We start from the raw sequence: 15,391 nt of genomic DNA on the forward strand, positions 1-15,391 counted from the left end.
AGCGATCCTGACAGGTGAATAAACGGGCCTCGAAACTGGGGCCCTTTTTTTATGCCTTTAACTGGATGGATCCGAACTGCGTTCCCCCCTTTGCGAAGGGGGGACAGGGGGGATTTGTCTCCGTTGCAAATTCAGTTGTTACAGCATGTCCACCGGGTCCACGTCGATGGTGAGCCTCACGGTGGAGGGGTGGCTGAAGCCCCCTCTGAAGTGGAACAGCAGCCGGTGCAGGTCGGCCCTCTCCCTCCCCTTCAAGAGTATCTGCCACCTGAAGCGCCCGCGCACCTTTCCAAGCGGCGCCGTCACCGGGCCCAGCACCTCCACCCGCAAGCGGCATTCCCTCTTGATCTTCTGGAGCAGCGCCGCGGCCTCGTCGGCGGAGTGCTCCCCCTGCGAGGCCGCGACCGCGGAGAGGGTGAGCGAGGCGAGATGGGCGAAGGGGGGATAACCCACCTCCTCGCGGAAGGCGATTTCCTCCCGATAGAACCCTTCGAAATCGTGGGCCACGGCGCGGGTGAGCGCGTAGTGCTCGGGCGCCAGGGTCTGCACCAGCACCCGCCCCGGCTTGTCGCCCCTCCCTGCCCTCCCCATCACCTGGGTCACCAGCTGGAAGGTGCGCTCGGCGCTCCTGAAGTCAGGCAGGTTCAATGAGGCGTCGGCCGACAGGACCCCGACCAGGGTGACGCCTGGGAAGTCGTGACCCTTGGCGATCATCTGGGTCCCGATCAGGATGTCGACCTCTCCATCCTCGAGCTCCTTCAGAACCCGTGCGTGCCCCCCCTTGCCCCTCGTGGTGTCGCGGTCCATCCGGGAGACCCGGGCGTGCGGGAAGAGCTGCTGCACCTGCTCCTCGACCCGCTCGGTCCCCCGCCCCAAAAGGGTGATCTCCCCGTCGCCGCAGTGGGGGCAGTTCTTCGGGGGGAGCATGGAGAAGTCGCAGTAGTGGCAGACGTGCTTTCCCTTGAGGCGATGGAAGGTGAGGGTTACCTCGCAGTTGGGGCAGCGGAGCACGTGGCCGCAGCTCTCGCAGACGAGATAGGTGGCGAAGCCGCGCCGGTTCAAAAAGAGGAGCGTCTGGCCGCCGTTGTCGAGGTTTTCACCCATGGCCTCGATGAGCTGCGGCAGGAACACTTCCCCCTTCTGCTTGCGCGCGTCCAGCATCTCGGTCTGCGGCATGGGGAGCTCGCGCACCCGGTCCGGGAGCTGGAGGTAGCCGAGCTTCCCGTTCATCGCGGCATGGTAGCTGGTGACGAGCGGGGTGGCCGAGCCGAGTATCACCACGGCGCAGGCAAGCTTGCCACGCACCAGTGCCAGGTCCCGGGCGTTGTAGCGCACCCCCTCGGACTGCTTGTAGGAACCCTCATGTTCCTCGTCCACCACGATGACGCCGACCTGCGTGAGCGGCGCGAAGAGGGCGGAGCGGGCTCCGATGACGATCGAGGCCTCGCCGCGGCGGATGCGGCGCCACTCGTCGTAGCGCTCCCCGTCGGAGAGCCCGGAATGCAAGACGGCTATGCCGCAGTCGAAGCGCCTCTTGAAGCGCCCGACGAGCTGTGGGGTGAGCGCTATCTCCGGCACCATGACGAGCGCGCTCCGCCCGGCCGCGAGCGCCACCGCTATCGTCTGCAGGTACACCTCGGTCTTTCCCGAGCCGGTCACGCCGTGCAGCAAAAACGGCGCGAAGGTTCCCCCCTCGACCGCCATCGAGAGCCGATCCAGCGCCTGCGCCTGCGCCGGGTTCAGCGGCAGCGGGCCGTCGTGCTGGTACTGCTGCGAGCGGAAGGGATCGCGGTAGACCTCGCGCGCCTCGACCCGGGCGGCCCCAAGCTGCACCAGGCGGGTCAACTGCGGGGTGCAGTTGCCGAACCGCGTTCTCAGCTCCGCCGCCGCGCATTCCCCCATCTCCATCAGGTATTCGAGGATCTCCAGCCCCTTCCCCCGGGGGCGCCTCTCCGCGTCGGTGATAGGGATGAAGTAACGCTCGGTCCTCACCTTCCTGCCGCCGGCGAGAAATTCCTTCAGCACCGGCGTCCCGTCCTCACCCTGCTCGCAGCGGTAGCGGCTCACCAGGTTGATCCCGGCGGGAAGGGCCATCTTGATCACCTCTCCCAGCGGGTGCAGGTAGTACCCCGCGATCCAGCGGAAGAATTCGAGCTCGGAGGCGGTGAAAAGAGGCTCCTCGTCCAGGATGTCGAGCACCTCCTTCAGCTCGCCTGCGCCCGGAACGTCGGCATCTCCCAGGAGATAACCGGTCACCTTGCGCCTGCCGAAGGGGACCAGCACCCGCTTGCCGGCGGCCGCCTGCGGCGATAGCCGTTCTGGCACCAGGTAGTGGAAGCTTCCCTCAAGCGGGAGCGGGATGGCTACCTCGACTATGTGCGGAACCCGTGTCTGCATGCGGTGTCGTTGGAGGTTTCGGTTTTAAAGGGTTGAAGAGCGCGAAGGGGAAGGGGGAGCGTCCATGGTGAAACACGGGGGAGCGGCGCGCCGGCGGCCGCCGCTCCCCCACAGGGAAGACTTCTTTGCCGCTATTTCTTGAGGACCTCTTCGGCGACCGCGCGTCCCAGCGCCTCGCACTCGGCGAGCACCTCGGGCTTGGGCATGAAGGGGGAACGGACGAAGGGAGCGGGAAGCTTGAAGTTCATGCTCTTCAGCCTCTCCTCCAGCATCCGGCACGCCTCGCCGCTCCAGCCGAAGCTGCCGAAGACGCCGCCGATGTTCCCTTTCAGGCTCACGGTGGAGAGGTAGGCCAAGACGTCCCACATCGGCTTCGGGATGTCGCGGTTGATGGTGGGGGAGCCGAAGATGAGCCCGTCGCACTCCTCCATCAGGTCGCGGATGTCGGCCACCGAGGCGTGGTTTATGTGGCACAGGGTCACGTGGACCCCGGCCGCGCTGACTCCCTTGGCGACCGCCTCGGCCATCTGCTCGGTGTTGCCGTGCGGGGAGATGTAGAAGATGGCGACGCGCCGACCCGCAGCCTTGGGCATGGACCACTTACGGTACAGCTCCACGGCCTTGCGGGCGTCGCTGCGGTAGATGGGGCCGTGGCTAGGGCAGAGCATCTTCAGCTCCACGTCGTCGAGCTTCGCGACTGCCTGCAGTATGCGCTCCTTGAAGGGACGCATGATGCAGTCGAAGTAGAAACGGGTCTCACCGGAGAAGTCGGGCATCTCGTCGGCGAAGATCCCCTGGCCGGAGTAGTGGGAGCCGAAGGCGTCGCACGGGAAGAGCACCCCCTCCTCCTCGATCAGGGTGAACATGGTGTCCGGCCAGTGCAGAAACGGCGCGGCGATGAAGCGCAGCGTGCGTCCGCCAAGGTCCAGCGTGTCGTTGTCCTTCACGATGCGCGAGTCGAACTGGGTGTGGATCTGGTTCCCCAGGAAGGTGCGGGCGGCCTGGCTGGAGACCACCGTGGCCTTGGGGCACTGCTCCAGAAGGAGCGCGAGGGATCCGGAGTGGTCCGGCTCGGAGTGGTTCACCACGATGAAGTCGATCTTGGAGAGATCGGTGACGGAGCGGATGTTCTCGAGGAACTCGTCGAAGCGCTTCCTTTTCACCGTGTCGATGATGGCGGTGTGGGTATCCCCCTGCACCAGGTACGAGTTGTAGGTTGTGCCGTACTCGGTGGGAAAGAGATCGTCAAAGACGGTGAGGCTGGGGTCCTTGACCCCGATCCAGTGAAGGCCCTTACCTAACTCAACAGCTCCAGACATCTGCCACCCCCTGTGCTATCTATCATGGCAGCCGCTTCCAACCTGCCGCGGCTGACCCTGTTGAACAAGCGGCCCCCGGGGAAGCTTCCTCGGGGGCCTTTTTTCGCTGCAAACGATACCAAAATCACCTGCTGAAAGCAAGGAAAAGGGCTAATTTCCGGCGCTGCCCTGGCCGCGGCGGTACTCGACCACGACCTGGTTGTCACGCCTGCCGCCATTTCCACCCTGCCCGGAACGCCCGGCGTATCCCGGACGCCCCTGGTCGGAGCGTCCCTGGTCGGTGCGCCCTTTGGGGCCGAACCCTTTCTTGCGCGGGTCGAAGGAGGGGCGCCCCTTCCTGGCGCCGGGGCCGCCGCCGTTGCCTCTCCTCAAGGGACGGGTCGGCTCGAACCCTTCAACGACGTGCATCGGGAGCTTCTTACCGGTGAAGCGCTCGATGCGGTCCAGGTAGGCGACCTCGTTCATCGAGCAGAAGGAGATGGCGATGCCGGTCGCACCGGCGCGGCCGGTCCTGCCGATCCTGTGCACGTAGTCCTCGGCGAACTTGGGAAGGTCGTAGTTGATGACGTGGCTGATGCCGGAGACGTCCAGGCCGCGTGCGGCCACGTCGGTCGCCACCAAAAGCCGCACCTTGCCGCGGCGCATGTTGGTGATGGTCTTGTTGCGCGCGCCCTGGGACATGTCGCCGTGCAGCGCCGCCGCCGCGTGCCCCTGGGAGTAGAGCTCGAAGGCGAGCTGGTCGGCGTCCTTCTTGGTGGCGGAGAAGATGATCGCCTTGGTGACGCTGGCGTCGGAGACCAGGTGCTGCAGCAGGCGGTTTTTATGGCGCATGTCGTCGGTTACGTGCAGGCGCTGCTCGATCTGCAGGTTCGCCACCTCAGTCCCTTCCACGGCCACGCGGACCGGGTCCTTGAGCAGGCGCTGGGCCAGTTTCGCCATGGCGTCGTCCATGGTCGCCGTGAAGAGCAGCGTCTGGCGCTCGGCCGGCGCGGCCTCGGCGATGCGGTCCACGTCGTCGGAGAAGCCCATGTCCAGCATGCGGTCCGCCTCGTCGAGCACCAGCATCTCCAGCCTGGAGAAGTTGATGGAGCGGCGGTCAAGGTGGTCGATCAGGCGCCCGGGGGTGGCCACGATGATGTCGACCGGCTGTGCCAGGAGCATCATCTGGTCGCGGTAGGGCATCCCTCCCAGGATGGAACCGCAGCGCACCCTCATGAACTTGCCGTAGCTTCTCACCGCGTCCACCACCTGGATGGCGAGCTCGCGGGTGGGGGTGAGCACCAGTACCCTCGGCCCCTTGCCGCGCACCGGCGACGGGGTGAGCAGGCGCTCCAGCGCCGGGAGCACGAACGAGGCGGTCTTGCCGGTCCCGGTCTGGGCGCTGCCGATCAGGTCGCGCCCAGAGAGCGCGAGCGGAATGGACTCGGCCTGGATCGGTGTGGGCTGCGTGTAGCCGCAGGCCTGGATTGCTTTGAGGATGGGTGCGGAGAGGTTCAGAGTTTCAAAAGACATGTGTTTCCTTTGCTTCCTTTCTGGCGCAAGCGCACGGCGGCACAGCCCGAAGATCCCCGGGGGCGGCGGTCGGCTCTTTTCGCAAAAAGGTCGGTGAAGTGTTGGGCGTGAGACGGCCGCTGCGACAGCACTTGTCGCGAAGCAATTAAAAGCTGGAACGGCAACACGCCATATGACCGGCAAACCAAACATCGTCGCCAACCATAGCTGCTGCCGCATTTCTCGTGGGGATTAACCTGAATGCGAAGGGGTTGGATCGATGGGAAGGGGGAGTCCCCCAGATGGAACTGAGTCAGTCAGAGGAACAGCTTTACTACAGCCATCCACATAAGGCAAGCTTTTATTTGGGACAAGGCGTATACCTTCGGCAAAAGAAAACCCCGCATAAGCGGGGTTTTCTGTGCGTGCCGGGGACGATGCGACAGTCACGGAGGGGCACGTCTGACCTGGTCCAGTGCTACTTCTTCTTGGCGGCGATGGCGTCTTTGAGAGCCTTGCCGGGGCGGAACTTGGGCACCTTGGCCTCGGCGATCTTGATCTCCTTGCCGGTCTGCGGGTTCCTGCCGGTGCGTGCCTGACGGGAGGCGACTTCGAAGCTGCCGAAGCCGACCAGGGTAACCCTGTCCCCCTTCTTCAATGCGCCGCTGACGCTGGAGATGAATGCACCGACGGCCTTCTCAGCTGCGCCCTTGGGGATGTTTGCGGACTTTGCCACTGCTTCGACCAGTTCTGCTTTAGTCATGTGAAACCCTCCTTGGCTGGATTAAATTAGGGTCACTATAATCATATATTCGCAGTTTGCAAGGGTTTTATTGAAATTGACGCCATTTTCTCCAGAACTGGTGCGGTTTTAGCCCCTGCTTTGAGGCGTAGAACCGCGCCTGGCAGCCCTTCGCGGCGCTGCCGCCGTCGTCTGCCGCGCCCGTGTTTGGCCCAATCAAACCGTGTAAAAACGGTAGGTTACGGCGCTGTGTCCGTTTCTGTCTGCGGCTCGGCGCCGTAGCTCGTCGGCTCGGTCCCTGCGATGAAGCATTCCTGCACCGCACCGGGGGTCCCCTCGCGTGCCAGGTGCCCTGTGTGCGGGTCGATGAGGGCGAAGGTCACGTTTCCTGGGGTGGGGAACGACCTCACCGGCAGGCCGGCAAGGGCCTGCTGCATGAACTCGGTCCAGATGGGCGCCGCCGCCTGCCCCCCCGACCCCCCGGCTCCGAGGCTCCGCTCCTGGTCGTATCCCACCCATACACCCGCCACCAGTTGCGGCACGTACCCCACGAACCAGGCGTCCTTCATGTCGTTGGTGGTCCCGGTCTTGCCGGCGACCGGCCTCCCGACCGCGCGCGCACGACCGCCGGTGCCGCTGGTGACCACGCTCTGCATCAGGTTGGTCATGATGAACGCCGTCTCCGGCGGGATCACCGGGAACGCCCCGCCGGTCGACGAAGTCAAGACCGGCTCTTCCGGCTTTTGGGGGGGCTGTTCCCCGTCGCCTTGAGGCGGGTTCCCTTCCCCCTCGCCGGCAGACGACATCCGGCGGAAAACGGGGATCTTCGGCTCCGCGGTCTCCTCGAGCACGTTACCCTCGCGGTCCAGCACCTTGGTGACGAAGTAGGGGGTGGTCCGGTAGCCGCCGGAGGCGAACACGCCATAGGCGCTGGTGAGCTCCATCGGGGTGACCGAGGAGGAGCCAAGCGCCAGGGTGAGGTTGCTCGCCATAGGCGAGGTGATGCCGATCTTCTTGGCGTAGTCGATGGCCGCTCCGACCCCGATCTGTTCCAGGATCTTCACGCTCACCACGTTGATCGACTCGGTGAGCGCCTCGCGCATGGTTACCGGTCCGCGGTAGACGTTGTCGTAGTTCTTTGGCTTCCAGGCCTTCTCCGCGCCGCTTTCGTACTCGACCTGGGAGTCGTCGATGACGCTTGCCGTCGTCATGCCGTTGTCGAGGGCCGCAGCGTAGATGATCGGCTTGAACGCCGAACCCGGGTTTCTTTTCGCCTGCATGGCGCGGTTGAACTGGCTCTTCTTGAAGTCGTACCCACCTACCATGGCGCGCACCCCTCCGGTCAAGGGATCTAGGGCGATCAGGGCTGCCTGCGCCTCGGGGACCTGGTCCAGCGCGAACACCGCGCCGGTCTTGTTCTGGTCCGGGACCTTCACCTGCAGCTCCAGGACGGCGCCAAGGCCAATGGCGCGCTTTGCCTCGGGCTTGCCGAACCGGGGGATGAGCTCCAGCTTCCCGGCCCACTCCATGTTCTTCCTCGGGACGGTGCCGGTCCGCTCTCCCACCTGCACGGTGAGCTCACGTTTCTCAGGGTCGACGCCGGTCACCACCCCCTGGTAGATGCTCCCCTCCTTCAGGGAGAGGTCGTCGATCTCGTCCTCGACCTTCTTGCAGAAAGGCTCCACCTCGGCTTCCTGGAGGTACTTCGCGGCGCCCCGGAACCCCTGGCGCTTGTCCACCGCCTTGAGGCCGTTTACGACCGCGGTATAGGCGGCCTTCTGCATCTGGGCGTTCATCGTCGTGTAAATCTTGAGTCCGTCCTTGTAGAGCCGCTCCTCGCCGTACTTTTGCACCAGCTGCTGCCGCACCTGCTCCAGGAAATAGGCCGACTGCTCCGCGTTCACCTTCTTGAGCGGCTGGATCACGATGGGTGTCGCCTTCGCGTACTGCGCCTCGGCCTGGGTGATGTAACCCTCCTTCACCATCCGCTCCAGCACGTAGGCCTGACGCTCCTTGGCCCGGTCCAGGTGCTTGATGGGGGAGTAGCTGTTGGGGGCCTTGGGGAGCCCGGCCAGCATCGCCATTTCGGCGAGGTTCAGGTTCTCCACTTCCTTGCCGAAGTAGGTCTCGGCGGCAAGCTGCACGCCGTAGGCGCCCGCGCCCAGGTAGATCTGGTTCAGGTAGATGTAGAGGATCTCGTCCTTGGAGAGCCGCTCCTCCATCCGGGTGGCGAGGATGGCCTCTTTGAGCTTTCTGGAGAACTTCTTTTCCGGGGTGAGCAGCATGGACTTGGCGACCTGCTGCGTGATGGTGGAGGCCCCCTCCTTCTTCCGCATGGAGATCAGGTTCTTGAAAGCGGCCCTGGCGATCCCGAGATAGTCGATCCCCTTGTGCTGGTAGAAGTTGGAATCCTCGGCGGAGACGAAGGCCTGGATCAGCCGCTTGGGCATCTTGTCGACCGGGACCACGGTGCGCCGTTCCAGGTAGAACTCGCCGACGAGGGTGCCGTCGGCGCCGTAGACCTGGGAAAGGATCGGCGGGCGGTAGTCGGCCAGGCGGTCGACCTTGGGAAGCGCCCCCAAAAGGTAGAAGAAATAGCCGGCGAAGGCCAGGAGCACGATGGTGGATACTGCCGCGAACGTCGCGAGGACGACCTTCCCTCCCGAACGCCGCTTGAGCCTCCGGTTTTGCTGCCGGGACTGCGCCTTATAGGTTTCCATAGGTGTTGTCTTTCTCCAGTGGTCGGATGCGCCCGGCAAAGGCGGGGCGTGGCGCCCTAGAAGGTTCGGTGCGGCGGGGAAGCTTAAGCTTCTAAGGCGGTGCATCTGGATGTGCAGGGCAGGGGGGAACCGATGCCAGAGCGAGATTATCCTAGAACCATCTACTAATTCAAGGTTATTGTGCACGGCACCCGTTCCCTGCCGGGGGCGGCGGCCCGGCGCCCGGCTAAGGATGAAATATCTATAAAGTTTTCCCGGCAATGCCCGATTGACTCCCTGTCGAGGCAGTTCCTGGAAGACCGGCTCAGTAACGTGCCGCAAAGCCGGGGGGAGGGCGGGGATAGCGTATACAGGTTTATTGCGGGCCAGAAAAGGTGCTAAGATGACGCGCTACAGCTGGCAACCTGCGACGGATGACGAGGTGAAATGCGTAACTATCTGGAAAAGCTGGCCCACAACCTGGTGCGTGGCGCCTTCATGGAGCTCTACCTGACCCCGAAGCCGGGGCTCGTGGACCTTGCCGACAGCGGACCGCTCCGCGGCCTGGACCTGCGGAGCATGGAGGAGTCGCTCAAGATCGTGGCACTGTACCTGCTCGACCTGAGCCAGGCTGTCGCCGATGGCGCCGACCTGGCCGAACAGGTCCGGCTCGGTGCAGCGGCGGAGCGGGCGGTGCACCGGGCCATCGGGAGTAGCTGCCACAAGGGGTACATCTTTCTCGGCGGGCTCCTTATCTGCGCCAGCGCCTGCGCCCCAAGCCGGGACGAGACCGCCCTGCGCGCGTCCATCGCGGCACTCGCGGCCAGGTTCTTCGAGCACGGAGAGCCCGGCTCCTCCACCCGCGTGCGCAACCGCTTCCAGGGGGGCGGCATCAGGGAGGAGGCCCTCGCGGGGCTCCCCTCCCTGTTCGAACAGGCGCTCCCGGTGTTCAGGCGCGAGGTCGCATCCGGCAACCGCGGCAGCGCCGTATTCGCCATGCTGGGGCGCCTGATGCAGACGGTGGAGGACAGCACCACCTTGAAAAGCGGCGGCAGAAGCGGCCTTAAGACGGTTAGGGAGGACGGCAGGTACCTGGAGCGGATGGTGGCGCAGCGGGACGATTTCCTCGGCTTTCTCGCCGAGCGGAACTCCCACTACACCAGCGCCAGGCTCACCATGGGGGGAGTGGCAGGGGTGCTCGCACTGGCCCTCGCCTGGCTCAGCCATACCGGGGAACTCGAGGCGGCCTGAGGTTACCGTTTACTTGACCGTTTACGCATGCTAATATCACGCCGCTTGCCAGCTCTTGGGCCGTCGGCGGGGAGAGTCCTGCGGCCCGGCTCCCGGCAGAACCGTGGAACGCTCCCATACCCGCACCACCATCCAAGATAAGGGTACCTGCATGTCATTTGACGGCGATTTAGAGCACCTGCCCATAGTCGACGTGATCCAACTGCTGCACGCGACCGGCAAATCCGGCACCTTGACCCTGAAAAGCGCCAAGGGCGAAAGCCAGCTGGTCTTCCTGGACGGGTTCGTGGTGAGCGCGAACCACGTGAACAACAGCGTACGGATCGGACAGATCATGCTCGGCATGGGGCTGATCACCAAAGAGAACCTCGACCTGGCGCTCAAGGAGCAGCGATCGGCCGGCCCCCAGCGCAAGCCCATCATCCAGACCCTCATCGAAGGTGGCATGGTCAAGACTTCGGACGCCTACAAGGGGCTGGAGGCGCTGATCGAGATGACCATCGTCGAGGTGCTCACCTGGACCAGGGGCACCTTCTCCCTCGACGTAACCAAATCAATAGTTTCCGACGATTACCGCTACTTCCCCGAAAAGGTCAAACAGGAGATCCACCTCAACACCCAGAACCTGCTGATGGACGCCCTGCGCATCTACGACGAAAGAAAGCGCGACGGCACCCTCACCCCGGAAGCGATGTTCGGCACGGCCGAGCCCTCGTTGGCGGAAGCGCCGACCGGCGCCGGCGAGATATCCGCGGCCGACCTGGGGCTGGAAGAGCTGGACGAGCTGGAAAGGCGCATCCCCCAGCACTTCGCCCCGCTGACCCAGGAGCTTCCGGACACGCCCGCAAGCCGGCTCCGGGACGAGCTTTCCGGGATCTCCGCCGAGGAACAGCAGAAGCTTCTCCGCTACCTGGAGCAACTGGCGTCGCGGCCGGAGAAGGGCGGCGCAACCGGGGTGGTGCTCTACACCGGCGACAAGGTGCTGCGCGAATGTGTGGGTGCTGTCTGCGGTGCGAGCTTTCTCTGCGCTACCGACGATCCGTCGCAGGTTGACGCCGTCTTGGACCAGGCCCTTTCCAGGCAGCGGCTACCCTTGCTGCTGGTCGATGCCGGCGACTCCAGGGAGCGCGGCGAGGGGGCGGATTTTCTAGCCCTGTTGCAGCAAAGACGAGGGCGCTACCCCGATCTCCCTGTCGTCGTTCTCGCTTCCCCTGGTGATTACGGGCTCTTCGCCCGGGTGCTGGAAGCCGGCGCTAGCGCCTTTTTGCCCCGCGCCACCAGGAAGGAGCGCCCCGAAAGCTTCATCGCGGACACCGTCGAGAGCTGCCGGACGCTCGCCGCCTACCTGGAAAAGCGCGTCGAGGAGCCCGGGCCCGCGCTTTTGCCCAGGTTCAGGAGCAGCTTCCTGGACCTCTCGGAGCAGCGCGACCCGCCGGAGGTCACCTTCTCGCTCTTGCAGGCCGCCTGCGGCTTTTTCCAGCGGGGGGTCACCCTCGTGGTGGTGCGCTCCGAGCTGATAGCGGAACGCGCCATCGGGACGAGCGACACGGGCGCCGTCACCTCGGTGAAACTGCGCATCCCGACCGGGGAGCCCAGCCTGTACCAGAGGGCTCTGGAGGGCGAGATCTATTACGGCGACGCCGACCGCGCGGTGCGCGAGACCATTTTTCCGGCCATCGGCGCTCCCGCCAGCAGCAGGATCCTGCTGCTTCCGGTCAGAAGCTTCGGCAGGGTGATCGCCGTCATCTACGCCGACTTCGGTTCCAGCGCCGGGGCGGACCCGCAGTTGCAACTGCTCGAGATTCTCTCGCTGCACGCAGGGCTCATCATAGACAACGTGCTGTACCGTAAAAGGTGCGCGCAAAAATAAGCAGCAAGCTTCGCTGTCATTACATTCAAGCTACAGGGGGGGGCATGGATTCCAAGATCTTCGTCCAGATTCTTGAAATAGCCTTCAACAAGAAGGTTTCAGACGTGCATTTCGAGGTGGACAATCCCCCGTTTTTCCGCGGCAAGGGGCAGATCATCCGCTCCAAGCTGCCGAGCCTCACCTCCGATGACACCGAGTTCATCGCCTCGCAGATCATGGCGCATCACAACCGCCGCTGGGAGGTCGACCAGAAGGAATTCGACACCTCCTTCTCCCTGCCAAGCGGCGCCCGTTTCCGCGTCAGCATCTTCAAGCAGCGCGGGAACTTCGGCATCATCATGAGGGTCATCCCCGCGAACATCGGCACCTTCGAGGAACTCAGGCTCCCGTCGGTGCTGGGCGAGGTAGCCAAGGCGCCCAACGGCCTCATCCTGGTCACCGGTCCCACCGGCAACGGCAAATCGACCACCCTCGCCTCGATACTGCGCTACATCAACGAGAACCTCGCCTACAACTGCATCACCATCGAGGACCCGATCGAATTCCTGTTCAAGTCCGAGAAGAGCTGCATCATCCAGCGCGAGGTGGGGATAGACACCGACAGCTTCAGTTCCGCGGTGAAGGCCGCGCTGCGCATGGACCCGGACCTGATCATGGTCGGCGAGATGCGCGACACCGCCACCATCGAATCCTGCCTCATGGCCGCCGAGACGGGGCACCTGGTTCTCTCCACCCTGCACACCCAGGGGGCGGTCTCCACCATCAACAGGATCGTGGGGCACTTCCCCCCGGATGCCCAGGAGATCGTGCGCCAAAGGCTTGCTGACATACTGGTCGCCACCATCTCGATACGCCTGGTGATGAACAAGACCGGAGAGGCTATCCTGCCGGTCCTTGAGATCATGCGCGCCACCACCACCATCCAGAGCTGCATCAGGGAAGGGAGGCTGGACGAGATCGAGGCGCACATGGAAAACGGCCGCAGCCAGTACCAGATGCAGACCTTCGACCAACACCTGATCCAGTTGCACGAGCAGGAGCAGATCACCATGGAGGACGCCAAGCGGCTCTCCCACTCCATGGATCTGGAGCGGAAACTGCTGTTCACCAACTAGCCTCCCCTTTAGCCGCATGAAAAGGGGGTGCCGCTTTTTGCGGCACCCCCCTTTTTTTACTGTGGCACTCTCTTCTTTCCTGCCTGAAAGAACGTCTTTTGTGTAACTCTGAACATTAGTAGTGTAGCTAATGTAAACACTGATGGTGCCTTTTTGCCCAAAAAGAAAGCATGGTTTTCCTGGCGGGAGGGAAAATTTACCTGCTAAATCGGCCAGGTAAGAATCTGTGCATCTTTTTCGGGCACGGCTGCACAAAAATGGTTCAGCGCGTGCATATATATGTGGCACCGGTCAGGGGGGCTCCCCCTGTCAGGGCAAAAACTGATTAAAGAGTGATCAAAACACTCTGACTCAATGCCACTAGGAGGTAGTATGTCGCCACAGATTGACGAGAAGGTAGAGCCGATTTTTCAGGAAGTTCTCAAGCGCAACCCCGGTGAGGTAGAGTTCCACCAGGCGGTCCGCGAGGTCCTCGAGTCCCTCGGACCGGTGCTGGTTAAGCACCCGGAGTTCGCAGAGCGCAAGATCATCGAGAGGATCTGCGAGCCGGAGCGCCAGATCATCTTCAGAGTGCCCTGGCAGGACGACAACGGCAACGTCCATATCAACCGCGGCTTCCGCGTCGAGTTCAACAGCTCCCTCGGACCCTTCAAGGGCGGCCTGCGTTTCCATCCCTCCGTATACCTCGGGATCATCAAGTTCCTGGGCTTCGAGCAGATCTTCAAGAACTCCCTGACCGGCCTCCCCATCGGCGGCGGCAAAGGTGGCTCCGACTTCGATCCCAAAGGTAAGTCCGACAACGAGATCATGCGTTTCTGCCAGAGCTTCATGACCGAGCTGTACCGTCACCTGGGCGAGCACACCGACGTTCCCGCCGGCGACATCGGGGTGGGCGGCCGCGAGATCGGCTACATGTTCGGCCAGTACAAGCGCATCACCAACCGCTACGAGCCCGGCGTCCTCACCGGCAAAGGCCTTGACTGGGGCGGCTCGCTGGTACGCACCGAGGCGACCGGCTACGGCGCCACCTTCTTCGTCGACGCCATGCTGAAGGTGCGCAAGGAGGCCTTCGACGGCAAAATCTGCTCCGTTTCCGGTTCCGGCAACGTGGCTATCTACACCATCGAGAAGATCCACCAGCTGGGCGGCAAGTGCATCACCTGCTCCGACTCCAACGGCGTGATCTACCACGAGAAGGGCCTCGACCTCAACCTGATCAAGCAGCTCAAGGAAGTGGAGCGCCGCCGCATCGCGGACTACGTGCAATACCACAAGGACGCGAAGTACATCCCCAACGGCAACATCTGGGAGATCCCCTGCCAGGTGGCGATGCCTTCCGCGACCCAGAACGAGATCAACGGCAAGGACGCAGCTACCCTGGTCAAAAACGGTGTCATCGCGGTCGGCGAAGGCGCCAACATGCCGACCACTCCGGAAGGGGTCAAGGTGTTCCTCGAGGCAAATATCGCTTACGGCCCGGGCAAGGCTGCCAACGCAGGCGGCGTAGCCACCTCCGCTCTGGAGATGCAGCAGAACGCCTGCCGCGACGCGTGGACCTTCGAGTACACCGAACAGCGTCTGGCGCAGATCATGAAGAACATCCACGACACCTGCTACCAGACCGCGGAAGAGTACGGCACCCCGGGCAACTACGTGAACGGCGCCAACATCGCCGGCTTCATCAAGGTAGCCAAGGCTATGGTCGCACACGGCCTGATCTAGTACCGCACTTCAACACCGCTTCAAAAAAGAAGGCCCGACAGAGATGTCGGGCCTTCTTTTTTGCCTTTTCGCCAGGCTGGAGCTTCCGGGGGGGCTCAGGCGAATGCGTCCATCATCTCCTGCACCTCCCGGTGCAGTGCGGCGATCTCCTGCCGCAGGGAGCCAATTCCCTCCTCCAGCCGCTCCAGCCGCTCGTTTCCCGCAGCGGGGCTTGCGGTAGTCGCTCTAGGACGGACCGCGGCCGCAGGCTCCTTCTCCTCCGGCGCTTCCGGCAGGTCGGCCAGGTCAGGCATCCCGGCAAAGAGCTGGAGGTAGCGCGGCTCTTTGCGCCCGGGCTGGCGCGGGAGCTTCGCCACCAGGGGCGGGCCGTGCTGCTGCAGCTTCAAAAGGGCCTCCTCCACCACCTCGATGTCCACGAGCGCCGTCATCCGCTCCGCCCGGCTGCGCAATTCGGCCGCCGTCTGTGCGCCGCGAAGCATCAGTTCCGCCAGCACCGCGCACTCGGCGGCTGCAAGGCCGAGTTTCTCCGCGACAGAATGGCAGTACTTGGGGACGCGCCCGCCGGTGGTGGTGAGGCGGGCGAGCCCTCGCCCTCCCAGCGCCTCCAACCCGCGCAGGAGCTCCGCCTCGGTGACCGACATCACCGGGTCGCGGTTCGATTTCTGGTTGCAGGCGGCGGCCAAGGCGTTGAGGGTCAGGGGATAGATCTCGGGAGTCGCGAGTTCCTTCTCCATGAGGCACCCCAGGATCCTGATCTCCAGCTCGCTCAGGTTCATTCTCATCGG

10 protein-coding genes are annotated in these 15,391 nt (G+C 63.8%); 4 read left to right on the top strand and 6 right to left on the bottom strand.

Translation table 11 applies throughout. The features are described 5' to 3' along the window. Positions 1 to 138: 138 nt before the first annotated feature. The 5 genes from priA to GEOBRER4_RS00890 all read right to left on the bottom strand — a co-directional run bounded on the left by priA (position 139) and on the right by GEOBRER4_RS00890 (position 8,669). Entirely contained in the window at positions 139 to 2,397 is a 2,259-nt protein-coding gene (priA, locus tag GEOBRER4_RS00870) for a replication restart helicase PriA (protein ID WP_185243833.1), read from the bottom strand. A gap of 131 nt (positions 2,398 to 2,528) precedes the next feature. Next, a complete protein-coding gene (locus GEOBRER4_RS00875; protein WP_185243834.1) occupies positions 2,529 to 3,716 on the bottom strand; it encodes an FprA family A-type flavoprotein in 1,188 nt (395 codons plus the stop codon). 150 nt (positions 3,717 to 3,866) lie between these two features. Further along, positions 3,867 to 5,228 (bottom strand): DEAD/DEAH box helicase, encoded by a 1,362-nt coding sequence (locus GEOBRER4_RS00880; protein ID WP_185243835.1) that lies wholly within the window; start codon positions 5,226 to 5,228, stop codon positions 3,867 to 3,869. Positions 5,229 to 5,685: 457 nt separating this feature from the next. After that, positions 5,686 to 5,970, bottom strand: coding sequence for an HU family DNA-binding protein (locus GEOBRER4_RS00885; protein ID WP_012528627.1), 285 nt, complete (start codon positions 5,968 to 5,970; stop codon positions 5,686 to 5,688). A 218-nt stretch (positions 5,971 to 6,188) separates the two neighbouring features. Then, complete coding sequence (locus GEOBRER4_RS00890) at positions 6,189 to 8,669, bottom strand: penicillin-binding protein 1A (protein WP_185243836.1); 2,481 nt, start codon at positions 8,667 to 8,669, stop codon at positions 6,189 to 6,191. A 426-nt stretch (positions 8,670 to 9,095) separates the two neighbouring features. On the opposite strand from GEOBRER4_RS00890, the gene GEOBRER4_RS00895 reads away from it, so the two are divergent. The 4 genes from GEOBRER4_RS00895 (at position 9,096) to gdhA (ending at position 14,606) form a co-directional block, all read left to right on the top strand. Further along, positions 9,096 to 9,899, top strand: a complete 804-nt coding sequence (locus GEOBRER4_RS00895; RefSeq protein WP_085814304.1) for a triphosphoribosyl-dephospho-CoA synthase — start codon at positions 9,096 to 9,098, stop codon at positions 9,897 to 9,899. A 151-nt stretch (positions 9,900 to 10,050) separates the two neighbouring features. Next, positions 10,051 to 11,769 carry a response regulator gene (locus GEOBRER4_RS00900; protein WP_185243837.1) on the top strand — a complete coding sequence of 573 codons (1,719 nt, stop codon included), beginning with the start codon at positions 10,051 to 10,053 and terminating at the stop codon, positions 11,767 to 11,769. Positions 11,770 to 11,813: 44 nt separating this feature from the next. Next, positions 11,814 to 12,884 carry a type IV pilus twitching motility protein PilT gene (locus GEOBRER4_RS00905; protein ID WP_185243838.1) on the top strand — a complete coding sequence of 357 codons (1,071 nt, stop codon included), beginning with the start codon at positions 11,814 to 11,816 and terminating at the stop codon, positions 12,882 to 12,884. A 372-nt stretch (positions 12,885 to 13,256) separates the two neighbouring features. Then, the gene (gene gdhA / locus GEOBRER4_RS00910) at positions 13,257 to 14,606 is read left to right on the top strand and encodes an NADP-specific glutamate dehydrogenase (RefSeq protein ID WP_185243839.1); all 1,350 of its coding nucleotides are present in this window, start codon (positions 13,257 to 13,259) and stop codon (positions 14,604 to 14,606) included. Positions 14,607 to 14,701: 95 nt separating this feature from the next. Here gdhA and GEOBRER4_RS00915 read toward each other — a convergent pair whose 3' ends face one another. After that, positions 14,702 to 15,388 (bottom strand): YceH family protein, encoded by a 687-nt coding sequence (locus GEOBRER4_RS00915; RefSeq protein ID WP_185243840.1) that lies wholly within the window; start codon positions 15,386 to 15,388, stop codon positions 14,702 to 14,704. Between the last annotated feature and the right edge of the window lie 3 nt (positions 15,389 to 15,391).

It is taken from the genome of Citrifermentans bremense (assembly GCF_014218275.1).
Classification (GTDB): Bacteria; Desulfobacterota; Desulfuromonadia; order Geobacterales; family Geobacteraceae; genus Geomonas; species Geomonas pelophila.